Origin of the sequence: Mesobacillus jeotgali, assembly GCF_900166585.1 — a bacterium.
In the GTDB taxonomy this organism is placed as follows: Bacteria; Bacillota; Bacilli; order Bacillales; family Cytobacillaceae; genus Mesobacillus; species Mesobacillus jeotgali_A.
In genome coordinates this window covers 1,759,715-1,775,178 of the sequence record NZ_FVZC01000009.1, presented here as the reverse complement: position 1 = coordinate 1,775,178, position 15,464 = coordinate 1,759,715, and the positions used below count along the sequence as shown (strand labels likewise).

The window sequence follows — 15,464 nt, the reverse complement described above, 5'->3', positions numbered from 1 at the left end:
GGATGCCAGGATGAGCAGTAACAGATTCCATGCATGTGCGACATGTGTTAATTTCCAGGCTGAAAAACAGAATGGCAAAATGAGATATTATTGCAGCAGGCTGGGCTATGAGACAAAGAGCCATTATCAATTTGCCTGCTGGGACCCTAAAGAACATGTGAAGAATTTAATGTCGAAAATGAAGAGCTAAGGAGTGGTTTCCTTTGCAATATTATGTTGATTTGGAATGGCTTAAAGAGCATCTTGGTGAAAAGGAAATAAGAATCGTGGATTGCCGGTTCAAGCTGGGTAGTCCGGAAGAAGGCAGAAGACAATATCAAGAAGGTCATATTCCAGGGGCAGTTTATTTCGATCTGGAAAAGGATTTATCAGGCTCAGTTGGGGAGCATGGAGGCAGACACCCGCTTCCTGAGTTGAACCTGTTAAAAGAAAAACTGCAGGACGCTGGAATAGGCAGCGAAACAACAGTAATTGCCTACGATGGTATTGAAGGTGCTTTCGCTTCTAGATTCTGGTGGCTCATGAAATACGTTGGCCACGAAAAGGTGTATATACTAAATGGTGGCTTCACTGGGTGGGAAAAGAAAGGATACCCATATAATCAATCCATCCCGAAATTTGAGAAAACATCATTCACCATATCAGAAAATAAAGAGATGCTTGCCTCTTATCAAGACGTGAGGGATACAGCGTTGAATGAGTCTGGGAACAATGTCCTTATAGACTCCAGGGAAAGCAAACGTTACAAAGGAATCGAAGAGCCAATTGACAGAATCGCGGGTCATATTCCCACAGCCATCAATAAACCGTGGATGGACGGCTTGGAAAATGGTGCCTTTAAGCCGAGGGAAGAGCAGGAAAAGCGTTTTGCAGAACTGGACCGGAATCAGCCCATCATCGTATATTGCGGTTCGGGAATAACAGCCACACCTAACTATATTGCTTTAAAGGAAGCTGGTTTTAAAAACGTCAAACTGTATGCAGGTAGTTACAGCGACTGGGTATCTTACAAAGAGAATCCTGTGATCCGGGAGAATGAACTATAACTGAAGGGTAAGTGAGCGAGCCTCCTTGAGCCTGCTTTCGCAATTAACTCCTGCGTTAGAGGTTTTTGGAGGCATGTTTTTTTGCAGATTTAAAAAAGTATTCCAGTACGTCATCCTTTTCCAAGCTATTAGTAACTCATTTAACGAAAGTGCACAAAATTGCAGAATGTTACTACATTCGTACAGGGCACTAATGGGAAAAGGCGCAATTTACCGGCCATTTTTATAGCTTGAATTATGTTATAATAAAAAGGTTATTTTTAATATTTTGCTTTAAGCGTTAAAATAAAACCTTAGTTAAATCAAATATAGGGGGTACCAGCTTGGATACTAATAATAAATCTTCACTTATGCTTGTTGACGGAATGGCTTTGCTGTTCAGGGCTTTTTTCGCAACTGCTGTTTCAGGTCAGTTCATGATCAATTCCAAAGGGGTTCCGACCAACGCTATCCATGGATTTATCAAGCATTTCGCAACAGCAGTTGCAAAATTCAAGCCTACACATACAGCTGTATGCTGGGATATGGGAAGCAAGACATTCCGTACAGAAATGTTTGATAATTACAAAGCAAACAGGCCAGATGCACCTGTCGAGCTGCTTCCGCAATTCGATCTTGTAAAAGAGGTTGTAGAAGCTTTAGATATTCCTAATATCGGTCTGCCTGGCTATGAAGCGGACGACTGTATCGGGACTATTGCCAAGACGGTGAAGGAAGTAGATACCGTAACGATTTTGACAGGGGATAAGGACATTCTCCAGCTGATTGACGATCGTGTTTCAGTCATCCTACTGCAGAAAGGCTACGGGAATTATCTAGTTCATAATCGCGATACCCTTTATGCTGAAAAGGGAATTTGGCCAGAACAGATGATTGACTTAAAAGCTTTTATGGGAGACCCTAGTGATAATTATCCCGGAGTTCGCGGAATCGGTGAAAAAACTGCCATTAAGCTGCTACAAGAACATTCAAATGTAGAAGGCGTCATTGCAAACCTGCACCAATTGACGAAATCACAGCGCGCCAAAATTGAGGCGGACCTAGAGATGCTTCATTTAAGCAGGCAGCTCGCTGAAATTAAGTGTGACGTTCCGGTTGAATGCAAGATGGATGATGCCTTATATAGAATTGACAGAGAGAAGCTCCTTTCCAAGTTCAATGAAGTAGAATTGAGAGGGCTGCACCGTCTCTTTGAAACCGAAACTATGTACGCATAGAACAAAACGGCTGGATGTGGATCCAGCCGTTTTTTTATTCTCAATGTTTATTTAGAATTCTTTTTCTTGGCAGCATTTTCAAGTTTTGACTTTGGCTCTTCTGCAAATTCAGCATCCTGCCCGTAACCTTGAGGAGTGACTCCTGGAGCCTTCGTTCCTCTGTTTCGCTTTTTACTCATTTTAGATGATCCCTCCAAAAAAATTTGTTTAAAAACCCAAAGAAAAGTGAATTAACCTTAATAGGTTGTATGCTCGTACCGCTTAACCCTTATTATGAACGGTCAAGTATAAAAGCAATCATTTTTCTTCAAAATAACATGGAGGTGACTGATGATGAATAAAGGTGCAGTTATTGCTATAACCAGTATAGGCCTGGCACAGGCTTTAAAAATACCGATTCATTATGCAAAAACAAAGGAATGGAAACCGGATTTATTTTTGGCAACAGGAGGCATGCCGAGCTCCCACTCAGCAGGTGTCTCATCCTTAACCACATATGTAGCCCTTACAAGAGGTGTGCGTTCAATTGATTTCGCTTTGTCACTTGTTTATGGCATGATTGTTATGTATGATGCTCAGGGTATCAGACGGCAAACAGGAGAACTCACTCTGAAGGTGAATGACCTTGATGAATTGATTGATAAAATCAACGAGGATGACCCTGTTGAATTTGAAGAAAAATCCAAGGATCCTTTGAAGGAAATGCTCGGACACCAGCCAAAAGAGGTGCTTGGCGGCGCACTTCTTGGGATGGTCATGGGATATGCTGGATATCTTCTAACGAGAAAACGGTAGAAAAAGCGTGAATAATGCGGTAAAATTTGACTAGAACCGGCTAGAAGAGAGAGGATTGATTCACTCAGTGCGGACAGTTGAAGATTACCTGTTTCATTTGAAGAGCAAAGGGTTCGTTTTCCGTGAGGATGCCATCGGCTTCATTTATTTCGGACAGCAATATACGAATTCCTCCGATGAAATCACAAATACTGCCATTGAGATTACCCTCAAGGCACAAAAAGGATTTGACGGAAGCTTTTTTATATCATTACTTGAAACTTTCGCTTCAAATAAAATTGATTCCCGCAAAGAAGCATGGGAGTTTATCAAAAAGATCGAGCTTTTGGCCGTATGACGAAAAGCTGAAGCCCCCTGGTCAGCCCGGACCAGCGCTGCCCGTCTAAAAACGCCACGTCCTCCCAAAAGCTACCGCTTTCGGTAGTGCGATGCTTCGCTTCGAAGCTCTCCTTATCCTGTGGCTGGCGGGTCAAGCACATCGTTTGCCACGGAGGGCCATACAGTGAAGTTGTTCTTCACTAGCTTAGAAAAAGAGGCTGATTCCAAAGCGTCATGCTTTGAAATCAGCCTCTTTTTTAGGGATTATTTTACGTACAAAGCTTTCAAATTTTCCAGCTGGCAATTCAGCAAGAATCATTCCGGCAAAAATCATCCCGCATCCAACGAGGGCACTATATGCCAGGCGTTCTTCTGCCCAGAAATACGCCGTAATCGCTGCAAAGACAGGTTCCATCGCAAAAATCAACGCAACTCGTGTTGCTGTAGTGTGCTTCTGGAAATTTGTCTGGATGAAAAACGCCAGTGCTGTGGCAAGGACCGATGTAATCAATAGAGCGGTTATTACATTCGCAGAAAAAATGACGTCTGGCTGAAAAGCTCTTTGCCAGTCCTCAAAAAGAACCGAAGATACGGCAGATAAGGCCGCAACAGTAAATATTTGCACAGTCGTCAAAATCAATGTAGGAAAACTGCTTGAAAATTTCCCGGTAAAAACGATGTGCAAGGCAAAACCCGCTGCGCATATAAGAACAAATGCATCACCGATATTTAGGCCCGACACATCTGACATTGTTAAAAGATACAGGCCAATTGTGGCTGCAATAACGCCTGCGATGGAATTCATGCCCGGGCGCTGTTTTAAAATCGCAATCATCAATAAAGGAACCAGTACCACACTTAGCCCTGTAATAAAGCCAGCTTTTGATGAGGTAGTATAAAGGAGACCAAGTGTCTGAAAGGCGTAGCCAATAAAAAGCCATATTCCGAGCATTATACCTGATAAAATCAATTTCCTATCTAGTTTTTGAAGTTGATGCCTTTCAAAAATTATAAGCCATAACCCCAGAAGAATTGCAGCGATCGTAAAACGAACTGCATTAAAAGAAAGGGGCTCAAGGAATGAGATGGCATTTTGCACCAGAACAAAAGTCGCTCCCCAGATAAGAGCCACAAACAATAAACTTAGGTCAGCAAGAGTTGATGCTTTCATTTAATTTTCGGTTCCTTTCGTATCGTTGTCTCTGATTGCTTTTCTGGCCAATTCATCAGCAGTCTTATTTTCACTCGATGGAATCCATTTCATGAAAAACAGGTCGAATTGCCCGGTAAGAATCAAGGCTTTTTCCAAAAGAGGGGCATAAAGCTTGTTTTTAACAAATTCTTTCTCGACTGCCGCATTAACAAGCTGAGAATCAGTCCTGAATGAAACTACCTTCAAACTCTTCTCGATACAGATTTCCAATGCTATTATAAATGCATGATATTCAGCTTCATGGTTTGACATGACGCCAAGAGGAATGGAATATCTGAAAACTTCTCCTTCTCCTTTAATAAAAATCCCAGCACCGCTTGGACCGGGATTGCCAGCACTTGCGCCATCGATATATACTTCGAACAACAAAGATCACTCCCAGTTGGTTTGTACAGATAATAGTTAGTGTATCATAATAGGAGCCATATTTTTTATAAAATATACAAAAGCCCATAATCCTTTTTCATGGTAACGTACATGGAAAATGGGTAAGATAACTAAAAATGATCGAGAAAAAATGATGGGAAAGCGGGGAGAAGTCTTGAAATATAAATTAGAATGGGAATATAAAGCAAAAGCGCTGGACCCTATCCTGTTCACCTCTGATTTTCTGGATGGCGAGCATGCGCTCCAGGCCGGAGAAGAACTGGAGAAATCGGGGAAAGCAATGAACATATCCTTCATAGATGAGATCGGGACTTCATGGACAATTAAGGAAATGCGCAAACTCCTGGAAGAGGTGGAAGAAGAGCCTCATGACCTGACCCTTTATTTCGACGGAGGTTTTGATAATGCCCACTTTAAAGCTGGTCTAGGAACAATAATCTACTACAAACAGGGCAAAAAGAAATACAGACTGCGTGCCAACGAAGTATTCGACGAACTGGAAACGAATAATGAAGCGGAATACGCCGCTCTTTATTTTGCGCTTACCATACTGGACGAAATGGGAGTCAGAAATATGACCTGTGAAATAAAAGGTGATTCCCAGGTGGTTCTGAAGCAGCTGGAGGGAGAGTGGCCTTGTTACGAAGAAACCCTTAACCGATGGCTTGACAGGATAGAAAATAAAATTAAGCAGCTAGGATTGCATCCAAAATACTATGCAATCGGAAGAAAAGAAAACAAAGAGGCCGACAAACTGGCAACCCAGGCATTACAGGGTAAAATGATCAACAGCAAAATGCAAATAATATAACTGGGAGGGAAAAGATTGACTCGAAATGATATCCTTGCCGAGGTTGAAACATTGCTCAATACATATTGCAATGGATGCTTCCTAAAAAAGCATCACCGGCAAGTACACGGAAAAAGATCCGCCCACCGGTTTTGCATAACACAATGCACCGTCGGCGAGAAAATAAAAAAGTGCGGTCAGAAATTATAATGTAGATGTAATAGACATTTGATGTAAGGAAGAAGCCTGCCTGTCTAAGAAAGTGGGTTTAATGGACATTTCAGCGCCATGAAAAGCAAAATGTATAAGAAACACCTGTAAATGATCACTCGTTATCGATCAGGATAAAAGGTCAACAAAAGTGATCGAATGTTTGACGGAGATATTAACCTGGACGAAACAAAAAGGCTGGCGATGGCGCCAGCCTTTAACTTTTTGAATTATAATTTTACTACGTTAGCTGCTTGTGGTCCGCGGTTTCCTTCAACGATTTCGAAAGAAACTTCCTGGCCTTCTTCTAATGATTTGTAGCCATCACCCTGGATTGCTGAGAAGTGAACGAATACATCGTCTCCGCCTTCTACTTCGATGAAACCGAAACCTTTTTCATTGTTGAACCATTTGACTTTACCGTTTTGCATGTTAAACTTTCCTCCCATGTCTTTCGCGACACAAAGTCTGTGCCTAAGTTGAATATTATCATCTAATGGGATACACCTGCATTTTCTGACATGGCAAATATATTCTATTAAATGATGTCTTAAATATACAATATTGGAATAGTCCTAGTCAAGAATGTAAGCGCTATTAGAGAGTAATAATCTCAAAATTTTGTTAATTTAAAAAAATACCTCTTTAGTTCCTATTTTCGGTAAAATTTGTTATTATTTTCTTATTAAGCAAATGTCATAACAATTCTTTTTTGGGCAGTAACACCAAAAACAAGACTATCATTTTGCTAGGAGGAGGGTACTAATGAAGAAGACCACTCCATCAGCGTTCACGTCCCTATCTGATTACCAAATTGAAACATTATTGGATTCAATCAGGAATGGTAATGCCATTCAGGACCCTACAACACAGACAGCAGTAAATAATAAAATCGTCGATATTTCCAGGAGGCTAGACGCAGCGTCGATGCAGATGGAAGAGATATTCGATGTGGTTGCCAGGACAGGCGTAGTCCCCGTCGCTGAGATTAAGAATGAAATCATGCCTGCAATCAGGCAGGCTGCGGAAATACCGCATATCTATCATCTTTTCTATGAGCTTAAATCGAAAGATGAATATACATACAGGCATACAGTCTGTGTCGGCATCATCTCAACATTGATTGGAAAATGGCTGAATTTGAATCAATCTGACCTGTATGACCTGTCCCTTGGGGCGACCCTTCATGATATTGGCAAGGCACGAATACCTGCTGACATCCTTAATAAACCGGGCAGGCTGTCACAGGAAGAATACGCTGAAATGAAACGGCATACAGTCTATGGATATAAAATGCTAAAGGATATCCCGGAGCTTAATGACAGGGTTGCCCTTATCGCTCTTCAGCACCATGAACGGGAGGATGGCGGCGGCTATCCGTTCAGCCTGCGGAGTAAAAAGATCGACGAGTATGCAAAAATCGTTGCAATCGCTGATGTCTATCACGCTATGTCCTCTTCGCGTGTTTACCATCAGGCGGAACCATTCCATATTGTCATTTCTCAGATGCAGAATGATGTCTTTGGAAAATTCAATCCGAAAATCATGCTGGTCTTTTTATACAAAATCATGGACAGCCTTGTCGGCAGACGTGTCCTTTTAAGTAACGGAGAAGAGGGTACAATCCTTATGGTCGACCCGTTTGAGCCGCTGCGTGCCCTGATAAAGACCGAAGACACACTGATCGACATGCGTCTTAACAGAGGATTAAGGATTTCCAGGGTCTTAAATGATTCCATTGTAGGGGTATAAAAAACATTTGCCATTCATATCTTTTAATAGTTCAAAATGATGAATTTAAAAGGGTGAGGGCATGTACCGCTTTTCGATTGGTGATGAGGACTGGATTATCATTTTTTCTTCGCATCTTTCCCTTGAGCAAAACGAAAAAGAAGAAATTATTCGTTCCATCGCCATCATGGGCCCGCAATGGGCAGCTTTCAGCCACGGAGAGTCATTCTTGATTTTTCAAGAGCTGGTCGGTGCGATAGTGGTTCGGATAGAAAAAGTTCCTTCATTAATCTTGACTGTTTCAGCAGTTGTTCACAGGGATCGATGGTATATTAATGACAATAAAAAGATAGAGCCGTTTGAGAATTAATATTTTATGAAGGCAGCTGAGCAATCAGCTGCCTGTTTATGTGGTTGGGGAATCTGAGATAAAAGTCCTTTACGGTTTTGTCGAAAAAAAGATAAAATAGAATTCTAGGTTTGTAAGGTACGTCATATAAAAGGTTTTCAGGAGGAAATTATGAAGCTGATCGTTGCAGAAAAGCCTGACCAGGGCAGAACGCTGGCCTCCGTTTTTAAGATGAAAAAGAGAGAAGGTTACCTAGAGATCCTTCCAAATGAAATTTTTCCAGACGGGGCTTATGTATCCTGGGCAATTGGCCATCTGACCGAATTGTCTGCACCTGAACATTACAATCCGACCTGGAAAAAGTGGTCGTTAAATACATTGCCGATCATTCCGGAACAATTCAAGTATGAAGTCGTAAAATCGAAAGCAAAGCAATTCAATATCATAAAAAGACTGATTTCTGATCCTCAGGTCACCGAAATCATCCATGCCGGTGACGCCGGGCGGGAGGGTGAACTAATCATCAGGAATATCCTCCGTCTGGCAAACTGCACGAAGCCGATGAAGAGGCTGTGGATTTCTTCCCTCACGCCAAAAGCGATTAAAGAAGGATTCCAGAAGTTATTAAGTGAATCAGATACAAAGAATTTATATTTTGAAGCATATACACGGGCATGTGCAGATTGGGTTGTCGGCATGAATGCTTCCAGACTGTACACTCTGTTACTCCAGAAAAAAGGGTATTCCGATGTGTTTTCAGTCGGCAGAGTCCAGACTCCCACGCTCGCTCTCATAGTAAAGAGGGAGCTTGAGATTGAAAGTTTTGTATCAGAACCTTTCTGGGAAGTAATTGGTAAATTTAATATCAATGGCAAGAAATACACCGGAAAATGGGAAAAAGATGGCGATTCTCGCATCCAATCAAAGGAAATGGCAGAAAAAATTGCAGCGTTCTGCGATGGAAAAGCTGCTGAAGCAAAAGAAGTGATTTCCGAGAAAAAAGAATTCTTGCCGCCGCTATTATATAATCTTTCGGCGATTCAGGCAGACGCAAACCGGCGCTTTAAGATGTCACCAAAAAAGACACTGGACATTTTACAGGGGCTTTATCAAAAGGGTATCGTTTCATATCCCCGTTCAGATTCAAGGTATGTAACTCCAGGGGAAGCGGAAGGGTTTCCGGCTATCCTGAATAAACTCCAGTCCATATCTGATTATGAAGCGCTCTTTCCTTTGCCGGTACAGTCCATCAAAAATAATAAACGGTATGTAAATGAGAAAAAGGTGACAGACCACTATGCAATCATCCCTACCGAACAAGTGCCCAACCTGAGCAGGCTTTCGGGAGACGAGCTGAAATTATATGATTTAATTGCCAGGACATTGATTGCCGCTCACTATGGTCCTTATATAGCAGAGTACACGACCATCAGGACAGTCGCCGACGGCAGGGCTGAATTTATTTCAAAGGGAAAAGTCCAGCTTGAGGAAGGCTGGAAGAAGGTACTTCCGCAAAAAGAGGCAGATAAAGAGCCAGAACTCCCTGCAGTACAGCAGGGAGAGACGGGCACTGTCTTAAAAACAGAAGTGAAAGAAAGCAAGACTCAGCCGCCAAAAAGGCTGACTGAAGGCCAACTGATCACGTTGATGAAAACGGCCGGAAAGCATATTGAGGATAAAGAACTCGAAAAGGTATTGATGAAGGCTGAAGGACTGGGAACTGAAGCAACAAGAGCAGGAATCATAACCATGCTGAAGGACCGTGCTTATATAGATGTCCGCAAAAACCTCGTATATGCAACGGCTAAAGCAAAAATACTTGTAGCAGCGGTTGGCGGACAAGTACTTGCCTCACCAGAAATGACAGCTAAATGGGAACAGCGCTTGCATCAGATAGGGGAGGGAGAGGCCTCTCCTAAACAGTTCATTGAGCAGACTTCGAAAATGATTAAGCATCTGGTAACAGAAACCTCCGAAGGGTCGTCTGGCTGGACATTTTCAGAGGATCTTACCAATGCCTTTGTGCCTGGAAAAAAAGGCGGGAAGTCACGACGCAGCACGAATCTGGGCAAATGCAAAAAATGTGACGGCATGGTTGTGGATAAAGGTACGTTTTATGGATGTTCTAACTATCAGAAAACTAAATGCAATTTCACACTTTCCAAACAAATCCTTGGCAAAACATTGACGCAAAAAAATATTAAAAAGCTGCTGACAGATGGAAGCACAGAAGTGATTGAAGGCTTCCAAAGCAAGGATAGAAGCTTCAGCGCGAAGCTCTTTTGGGATGGATCTGAAAATAAGCTGAAATTCGATTTGGCTAAACAACCGGTAAATCAAGATTGATAGCGCCTTGTCACCCTTATTCTTCTATAGTAAACTTTAATATGGCTATTGTTTAAGCATTGGAGGTCATGGGATGCCAACACCTAGTATGGAAGATTATATAGAACAAATATTCATCTTAATAGAACAAAAAGGATATGCCCGGGTAGTGGATATCGCAGAGGCATTATCGGTTCATCCCTCCTCAGTGACTAAAATGGTTCAAAAGCTGGATAAAGACCAGTTCGTGGTCTACGAGAAATATCGGGGGCTTGTGCTTACTCCTAAAGGATACAAAACCGGTAAAAGGCTGGTATACCGCCATGAATTGCTTGAACAATTATTAAAAGTGATCGGGGTAAAGGAAGAGAATATCTATAATGATGTTGAAGGGATTGAACATCATTTAAGCTGGGATGCCATCGACAGGATCGGTGACCTTGTCCAGTTCTTTGATGAAGACAAAACACGGGTCCAGGAATTAAGAGCGATCCAAAAACTAAACGACGAACAATAAACCAAACACCTGGCATCGCTGTCAGGTGTTTTTCCGTCGATTAATATATATCTGGATAAGCGAGAAAATCAGAGCCATCTGATGATATTAAGGAAGAAAGCCCCTCTGTACCCTCGTTGATATTTACTCCTGAAATATTCCCTGCAGTTGCTTCCATCAAAGCTTTGCGATAAGAGATAATCCTGCCGCTTGAAGTCTGGAAGCTGATGATTTCACCTGCATTATTTTTATGTACCGCGACTAACTGTTCTTGTTCCAATCTAATCTCTCCTTTCATCCTCCTGTCTTGCACTTTCCTTGAAAAAATAAACGTAACAGGAATTCTGCCTTTCTTGCCGAAATAACTATTATAAGAAAAAGTCAGGCGGGTGAGATTTTGAAAACATCTGATTGGAAGCAGGAATCGGAAAAACTGTGGGACAGTATGGCAACATCGTGGAATTCTAGAAGCAAGGGGATGTGGGAGGAGGGGAGCCGTAAGGATATAGTTTCCTTCATAAAGAAATTTGTTTCTCCTGGTTCTGCGATTTGCGACTTGGGATGCGGAGATGGTGTCGGTTCAAGGAAGCTTGCGGAAGCAGGTTATGTGATAACGGGGATAGATGTTTCCGAGGAGATGCTAGAAAAAGCCAGGCAAGGTGCCATTAATTGTGATTTTATTAAGGCGCACTTAGCTGATAACGGAATACAGGACAACACCTTTGAAGCAGTGATGGCAATCAATTCAATAGAGTGGACGGATAGTCCCTATGATTCTTTGAAGGAAGTGGCAAGGATTTTAAAGCCTGATGGATTCGCGTGCATTGCGATACTAGGCCCCACGGCTGCTCCAAGAAAGAACAGTTTCCGGAGGCTATATGGAGAGGAAGTCTTCTGCAATACAATCATGCCATGGGAGCTTGAAAAAATGGCCGGGGAAAATGGATGGAAAAAGGTTGGAGAATATGGAGTTTTCAAAAAGGCAGCTGAGCAGCTTTCCCTTGGCTCATTGCCATTAGAGCTCCAGCAGTCACTTTCCTTTATGTGGGTTTTCATGTTCCAGGTTCAAAAATAAGCTTCCTCCCTCTTCAAGAATATTAGCAAAAGACAGCAATCGAAAGGCGCCGACACTTGTCGGCGCCTTATTTTATTTCCATTCAAACGGAGTTTCCTGGTACACATAATAATTGAGCCAGTTGGAAAAGAACAAATGAGCGTGGGATCTCCAGCGGTTAGGCGGTTTCTTTTCTGGATTATCGCCTGGAAAGTAATTTTCAGGAACATGGATATCAATTCCTCTGGCTCTGTCCCTAGAATATTCTTCAGCTAGAGTTGTAGCTTCGTATTCTAGATGTCCGGTAATCATGATTCTGGCACCATCCTTGCTAGAAATAATCAAAGGGCCAGCTTCATCGGAAACCGCAAGGACTTTTAATTCTGGATGCTCGTTGAGTTCAGCTATTGACAGCTCGGTGTTCCGTGAATGAGGAGCCGGAAATTCATCGTCAAAACCTCTTAACAGCCTTTCGGTTTCATCGAGAACCTGGTGATTAAATATACCTGAACACTTTTGCGGCAGAAGGTATTTGGCAATGCCATAGTGATGATATAAAGCAGCCTGGGCACCCCAGCATATATGCAAAGTCGACGTCACGTTCTTCTTTGTCCAATCGAGGATTTCCATAAGTTCATTCCAATATTCCACTTCCTCGAATGCCATAAGTTCGATTGGAGCACCTGTAATGATCATGCCGTCATATTTCTTTGTTTTTATCTCACTGAAAGTTTGGTAAAACTCCTCCAGATGGTACGCGGATGTGTTCTTAGAATCGTATGTAGCAGTTTTTAAAAAATTGATGTTCACTTGAAGCGGCGTGTTTCCAAGCAGTCGGAGCAGCTGTCTCTCAGTCTTTTCTTTTTCTGGCATCAAGTTCAGGATCAAAATATTTAATGGGCGGATATCCTGCTTTGCTGCCCTGGTGTCATCCATGATAAAAATATTTTCTTGCTCCAATATTTCTTTCGCTGGCAAATGCAGCGGGATTTTAATTGGCAATGACGTATCCTCCTTTTCATTTACTAAATTCAGTAATTTTTATTATAGTCTGAATTCTTTTGCGGAGCAATTGGCTAAAGAGGAAATTTTATGACAAATAAATATTTTTTACCTGATAATAATTTTCTGATGGTAGAATATAAGATGGTAAGCATATAGAGAATATCTGGGGGGATTGGAAATGGAAACAAACATTCAAGTAAAGTCAGATATTGAAATTGCCCGTGAAAGTGAAATGAAGCCTATCATTGATATCGCGGCCGCAATTGGCCTCGATGCTGATGATATCGAGATGTTCGGAAAGTTCAAAGCCAAGCTGTCAACAGAAGCTCTGGCAAAATTGAAAACGAAGGAAAGCGGCAAAGTTGTTCTTGTTACTGCAATCAATCCCACTCCTGCTGGCGAGGGAAAATCGACAGTGACAGTCGGCCTTGCTGATGCTTTAAATAGGCTTAGCCAAAAAACAATGATTGCCATGCGTGAACCCTCACTTGGACCGACAATGGGAATCAAGGGCGGGGCAACTGGCGGCGGCTATGCACAAGTGCTTCCAATGGAAGATATTAACCTGCACTTTACAGGCGACCTGCATGCCATAACCACAGCAAATAACGCGCTGGCTGCTCTAATCGATAACCATCTTCAGCAGGGAAACAAGCTGAATATCGACCAACGGAGAATTGTATGGAAACGGGCCCTGGATTTGAATGACCGTGCTCTGAGGAAGGTTATCATAGGGCTTGGCGGACCTTTGCAGGGTGTACCCCGTGAAGATGGGTTTGATATTACAGTAGCTTCTGAAATCATGGCCGTCCTGTGTCTTGCAAGTGACCTGAAGGATTTAAAGAGACGCCTTTCCAGGATGGTTGTTGCCTATAATTATGACAGACAGCCTGTTACTGTTGGTGACCTTGGAGTTGAAGGAGCCCTGACACTTTTACTTAAAGAAGCTGTAAAGCCAAACCTTGTTCAAACGATTGAACATACACCTGCCTTGATCCATGGCGGGCCATTTGCGAACATCGCACATGGCTGCAACAGCGTCATCGCAACAGAAGCGGCATCCAAGCTTGCTGACTTCGTCGTGACCGAAGCAGGTTTCGGAGCGGATTTAGGTGCTGAAAAATTCCTGAATATAAAAGCTAGAAATGCTGGTATCCAGCCATCTGCAGTGGTCATCGTTGCAACCATCCGTGCGCTGAAGATGCATGGAGGAATGAAGAAAACCGAGTTGGTAAATGAAGATGTCCAGGCATTAAAGGATGGTTTTACCAATTTGAAAAAGCATGTTGAGACGATTACAAGTTTCGGCCTGCCATATGTGGTTGCAATCAACCGATTCATTACAGATACAGAATTCGAAACAAACACTTTAAGAGAACTGTGTGAGAATGCAGGGATCCCAGTTGCGCTGACAGAGGTTTGGGAAAAAGGCGGAGCGGGAGGAATCGAGCTTGCTGAGACCCTTCTGGATGTAATCGGAAAAAGTGAAAATACATTTGCCCATCTTTATGACCTGTCCGATTCTCTTGAGAATAAAATCAAGACGATTGCGACACAGGTATACGGTGCAGACGGTGTAGAGTTTTCACCAAAAGCTAAAAAACAGCTCGCTGATTTTGAAGGATTTGGCTGGGGTGTGCTACCAGTATGTATGGCGAAAACGCAATACTCATTGTCCGATGATCCGCAAAAACTAGGGCGGCCATCGGGTTTCACCATCACCGTCAGAGAATTGAAACCGTCAGTCGGTGCAGGATTCATCGTCGCGCTGACAGGTGAAGTCATGACGATGCCAGGATTGCCTAAACTGCCTGCAGCACTGAATATGGATGTTGATGAAGATGGCAATGCAGTTGGCTTATTCTAGTCAAGTAAATCTAAAGCACTAAAAGTTCCAGCCTCTTACCCGGGAAGCTGGATTCTTAATTTAGAACTTCAGCTTGAAATGGAGTGAAGACTTTGTTTGATCCGACAGCTTTCGAAAACATAAAAGTCGTAATTGAAGGTGAAATATATGACAGGGATTTGAGCGGGGAAATCATCGTAGTTGACCGCAATGACTGGATCAATACAGCGAAGTTGTCGAGGAAGTACGAAATTTCCTTCACTTTAAACGACTACCCTGCAGGTGAAATATCAGCTGCCATGACCCTGGAGGCGGGACTCGAAAACCTTTCTGCTGAACTGCTGGGCAAAGGCAGGACTCATCAGCTTGCAGGCTGTGAAGTTGGTATCACCTTTTCATTGCTTCATAAGTATGATGATGCTATTTTTCAAATCATACAAAAAGAACTGGATGAAATTTGGGGAAGCCAGAGGGTCATTGCCCAGGCGGTTCATTTAGCCCCACTAAGAGAAAAACCTTTAATCAGGAATGTTGCCAGCATATCATTCAACCGCCTTGTTTACGAGGAACAAATTGATGATTTAACGGAAATGATTGAGTATATGGTTGACTCACTAATTAAACTGAAAAAAATTATTGAATGAATAATAATTCCTGCATTTTCAGGCAGGAATTTATTTAT

General features: G+C 42.4%; 20 protein-coding genes. 14 read left to right on the top strand and 6 right to left on the bottom strand.

Annotation, left to right across the window (positions count from 1 at the left end; all coding sequences use genetic code 11):
* The first annotated feature begins 10 nt into the window (after positions 1–10).
* The 3 genes from B5X77_RS18995 (at position 11) to B5X77_RS18985 (ending at position 2,263) form a co-directional block, all read left to right on the top strand.
* Positions 11–190: a hypothetical protein gene (locus tag B5X77_RS18995; protein ID WP_079509490.1), complete on the top strand. Its 180-nt coding sequence runs from the start codon at positions 11–13 to the stop codon at positions 188–190.
* Between the two features lie 13 nt (positions 191–203).
* The gene (locus tag B5X77_RS18990; protein WP_079509489.1) at positions 204–1,046 is read left to right on the top strand and encodes a sulfurtransferase; all 843 of its coding nucleotides are present in this window, start codon (positions 204–206) and stop codon (positions 1,044–1,046) included.
* 350 nt (positions 1,047–1,396) lie between these two features.
* On the top strand, positions 1,397–2,263 hold the full coding sequence (locus tag B5X77_RS18985) for a 5'-3' exonuclease (protein WP_079510307.1): 867 nt from the start codon (positions 1,397–1,399) through the stop codon (positions 2,261–2,263).
* Positions 2,264–2,310: 47 nt separating this feature from the next.
* On the opposite strand, the gene sspL is transcribed toward B5X77_RS18985, so the two are convergent.
* Positions 2,311–2,442, bottom strand: coding sequence for a small, acid-soluble spore protein L (gene sspL / locus B5X77_RS18980; protein ID WP_079509488.1), 132 nt, complete (start codon positions 2,440–2,442; stop codon positions 2,311–2,313).
* A gap of 154 nt (positions 2,443–2,596) precedes the next feature.
* Here sspL and B5X77_RS18975 point away from each other — a divergent pair, with 154 nt between their 5' ends.
* Positions 2,597–3,058 carry a divergent PAP2 family protein gene (locus B5X77_RS18975; protein ID WP_079510306.1) on the top strand — a complete coding sequence of 154 codons (462 nt, stop codon included), beginning with the start codon at positions 2,597–2,599 and terminating at the stop codon, positions 3,056–3,058.
* Positions 3,059–3,113: 55 nt separating this feature from the next.
* Positions 3,114–3,395, top strand: coding sequence for a DUF6123 family protein (locus tag B5X77_RS18970; protein ID WP_257391859.1), 282 nt, complete (start codon positions 3,114–3,116; stop codon positions 3,393–3,395).
* 213 nt (positions 3,396–3,608) lie between these two features.
* Here B5X77_RS18970 and B5X77_RS18965 read toward each other — a convergent pair whose 3' ends face one another.
* A complete protein-coding gene (locus B5X77_RS18965; protein ID WP_079509487.1) occupies positions 3,609–4,547 on the bottom strand; it encodes a DMT family transporter in 939 nt (312 codons plus the stop codon).
* Entirely contained in the window at positions 4,548–4,955 is a 408-nt protein-coding gene (locus B5X77_RS18960) for a reverse transcriptase-like protein (RefSeq protein WP_079509486.1), read from the bottom strand.
* Between the two features lie 175 nt (positions 4,956–5,130).
* Here B5X77_RS18960 and B5X77_RS18955 point away from each other — a divergent pair, with 175 nt between their 5' ends.
* Both B5X77_RS18955 and B5X77_RS18950 read left to right on the top strand, forming a co-directional pair.
* Positions 5,131–5,787, top strand: coding sequence for a reverse transcriptase-like protein (locus B5X77_RS18955; protein WP_079510304.1), 657 nt, complete (start codon positions 5,131–5,133; stop codon positions 5,785–5,787).
* 15 nt (positions 5,788–5,802) lie between these two features.
* The gene (locus B5X77_RS18950) at positions 5,803–5,976 is read left to right on the top strand and encodes a zinc-finger domain-containing protein (protein ID WP_079509485.1); all 174 of its coding nucleotides are present in this window, start codon (positions 5,803–5,805) and stop codon (positions 5,974–5,976) included.
* Between the two features lie 230 nt (positions 5,977–6,206).
* Here B5X77_RS18950 and cspD read toward each other — a convergent pair whose 3' ends face one another.
* Entirely contained in the window at positions 6,207–6,407 is a 201-nt protein-coding gene (gene cspD / locus B5X77_RS18945) for a cold-shock protein CspD (protein WP_023627628.1), read from the bottom strand.
* 334 nt (positions 6,408–6,741) lie between these two features.
* On the opposite strand from cspD, the gene B5X77_RS18940 reads away from it, so the two are divergent.
* The 4 genes from B5X77_RS18940 to mntR all read left to right on the top strand — a co-directional run bounded on the left by B5X77_RS18940 (position 6,742) and on the right by mntR (position 10,898).
* Positions 6,742–7,728, top strand: a complete 987-nt coding sequence (locus tag B5X77_RS18940; protein WP_079509484.1) for an HD-GYP domain-containing protein — start codon at positions 6,742–6,744, stop codon at positions 7,726–7,728.
* A gap of 61 nt (positions 7,729–7,789) precedes the next feature.
* On the top strand, positions 7,790–8,077 hold the full coding sequence (locus tag B5X77_RS18935; RefSeq protein ID WP_079509483.1) for a hypothetical protein: 288 nt from the start codon (positions 7,790–7,792) through the stop codon (positions 8,075–8,077).
* 150 nt (positions 8,078–8,227) lie between these two features.
* Positions 8,228–10,402: a DNA topoisomerase III gene (locus B5X77_RS18930; RefSeq protein ID WP_079509482.1), complete on the top strand. Its 2,175-nt coding sequence runs from the start codon at positions 8,228–8,230 to the stop codon at positions 10,400–10,402.
* Between the two features lie 73 nt (positions 10,403–10,475).
* Positions 10,476–10,898 carry a transcriptional regulator MntR gene (mntR, locus tag B5X77_RS18925; RefSeq protein ID WP_079509481.1) on the top strand — a complete coding sequence of 141 codons (423 nt, stop codon included), beginning with the start codon at positions 10,476–10,478 and terminating at the stop codon, positions 10,896–10,898.
* A 40-nt stretch (positions 10,899–10,938) separates the two neighbouring features.
* Here the strand turns inward: mntR and B5X77_RS18920 are convergent, their stop codons facing one another.
* Positions 10,939–11,157 carry a DUF3892 domain-containing protein gene (locus B5X77_RS18920; protein WP_139378390.1) on the bottom strand — a complete coding sequence of 73 codons (219 nt, stop codon included), beginning with the start codon at positions 11,155–11,157 and terminating at the stop codon, positions 10,939–10,941.
* A gap of 117 nt (positions 11,158–11,274) precedes the next feature.
* Between B5X77_RS18920 and B5X77_RS18915 the strand changes: the two genes are divergently transcribed.
* Entirely contained in the window at positions 11,275–11,952 is a 678-nt protein-coding gene (locus tag B5X77_RS18915; protein WP_079509479.1) for a class I SAM-dependent methyltransferase, read from the top strand.
* A gap of 72 nt (positions 11,953–12,024) precedes the next feature.
* Here B5X77_RS18915 and metA read toward each other — a convergent pair whose 3' ends face one another.
* Entirely contained in the window at positions 12,025–12,933 is a 909-nt protein-coding gene (metA, locus tag B5X77_RS18910) for a homoserine O-acetyltransferase MetA (protein WP_079509478.1), read from the bottom strand.
* A 181-nt stretch (positions 12,934–13,114) separates the two neighbouring features.
* Between metA and B5X77_RS18905 the strand changes: the two genes are divergently transcribed.
* Positions 13,115–14,803: a formate--tetrahydrofolate ligase gene (locus B5X77_RS18905; protein WP_079509477.1), complete on the top strand. Its 1,689-nt coding sequence runs from the start codon at positions 13,115–13,117 to the stop codon at positions 14,801–14,803.
* 92 nt (positions 14,804–14,895) lie between these two features.
* Complete coding sequence (locus B5X77_RS18900; protein WP_079509476.1) at positions 14,896–15,426, top strand: hypothetical protein; 531 nt, start codon at positions 14,896–14,898, stop codon at positions 15,424–15,426.
* The last annotated feature ends 38 nt before the right edge of the window (positions 15,427–15,464 follow it).

Bases quoted from the DNA above. Each gene is read 5' to 3' on its own strand.
- B5X77_RS18995 (WP_079509490.1), top strand. From the start codon at position 11: ATGAGCAGTAACAGATTCCATGCATGTGCGACATGTGTTAATTTCCAG.
- B5X77_RS18985 (WP_079510307.1), top strand. From the start codon at position 1,397: ATGCTTGTTGACGGAATGGCTTTGCTGTTCAGGGCTTTTTTCGCAACT.
- sspL (WP_079509488.1), bottom strand. From the start codon at position 2,442: ATGAGTAAAAAGCGAAACAGAGGAACGAAGGCTCCAGGAGTCACTCCT.
- B5X77_RS18975 (WP_079510306.1), top strand. From the start codon at position 2,597: ATGAATAAAGGTGCAGTTATTGCTATAACCAGTATAGGCCTGGCACAG.
- B5X77_RS18965 (WP_079509487.1), bottom strand. From the start codon at position 4,547: ATGAAAGCATCAACTCTTGCTGACCTAAGTTTATTGTTTGTGGCTCTT.
- cspD (WP_023627628.1), bottom strand. From the start codon at position 6,407: ATGCAAAACGGTAAAGTCAAATGGTTCAACAATGAAAAAGGTTTCGGT.
- B5X77_RS18940 (WP_079509484.1), top strand. From the start codon at position 6,742: ATGAAGAAGACCACTCCATCAGCGTTCACGTCCCTATCTGATTACCAA.
- B5X77_RS18935 (WP_079509483.1), top strand. From the start codon at position 7,790: ATGTACCGCTTTTCGATTGGTGATGAGGACTGGATTATCATTTTTTCT.
- B5X77_RS18930 (WP_079509482.1), top strand. From the start codon at position 8,228: ATGAAGCTGATCGTTGCAGAAAAGCCTGACCAGGGCAGAACGCTGGCC.
- mntR (WP_079509481.1), top strand. From the start codon at position 10,476: ATGCCAACACCTAGTATGGAAGATTATATAGAACAAATATTCATCTTA.
- B5X77_RS18905 (WP_079509477.1), top strand. From the start codon at position 13,115: ATGGAAACAAACATTCAAGTAAAGTCAGATATTGAAATTGCCCGTGAA.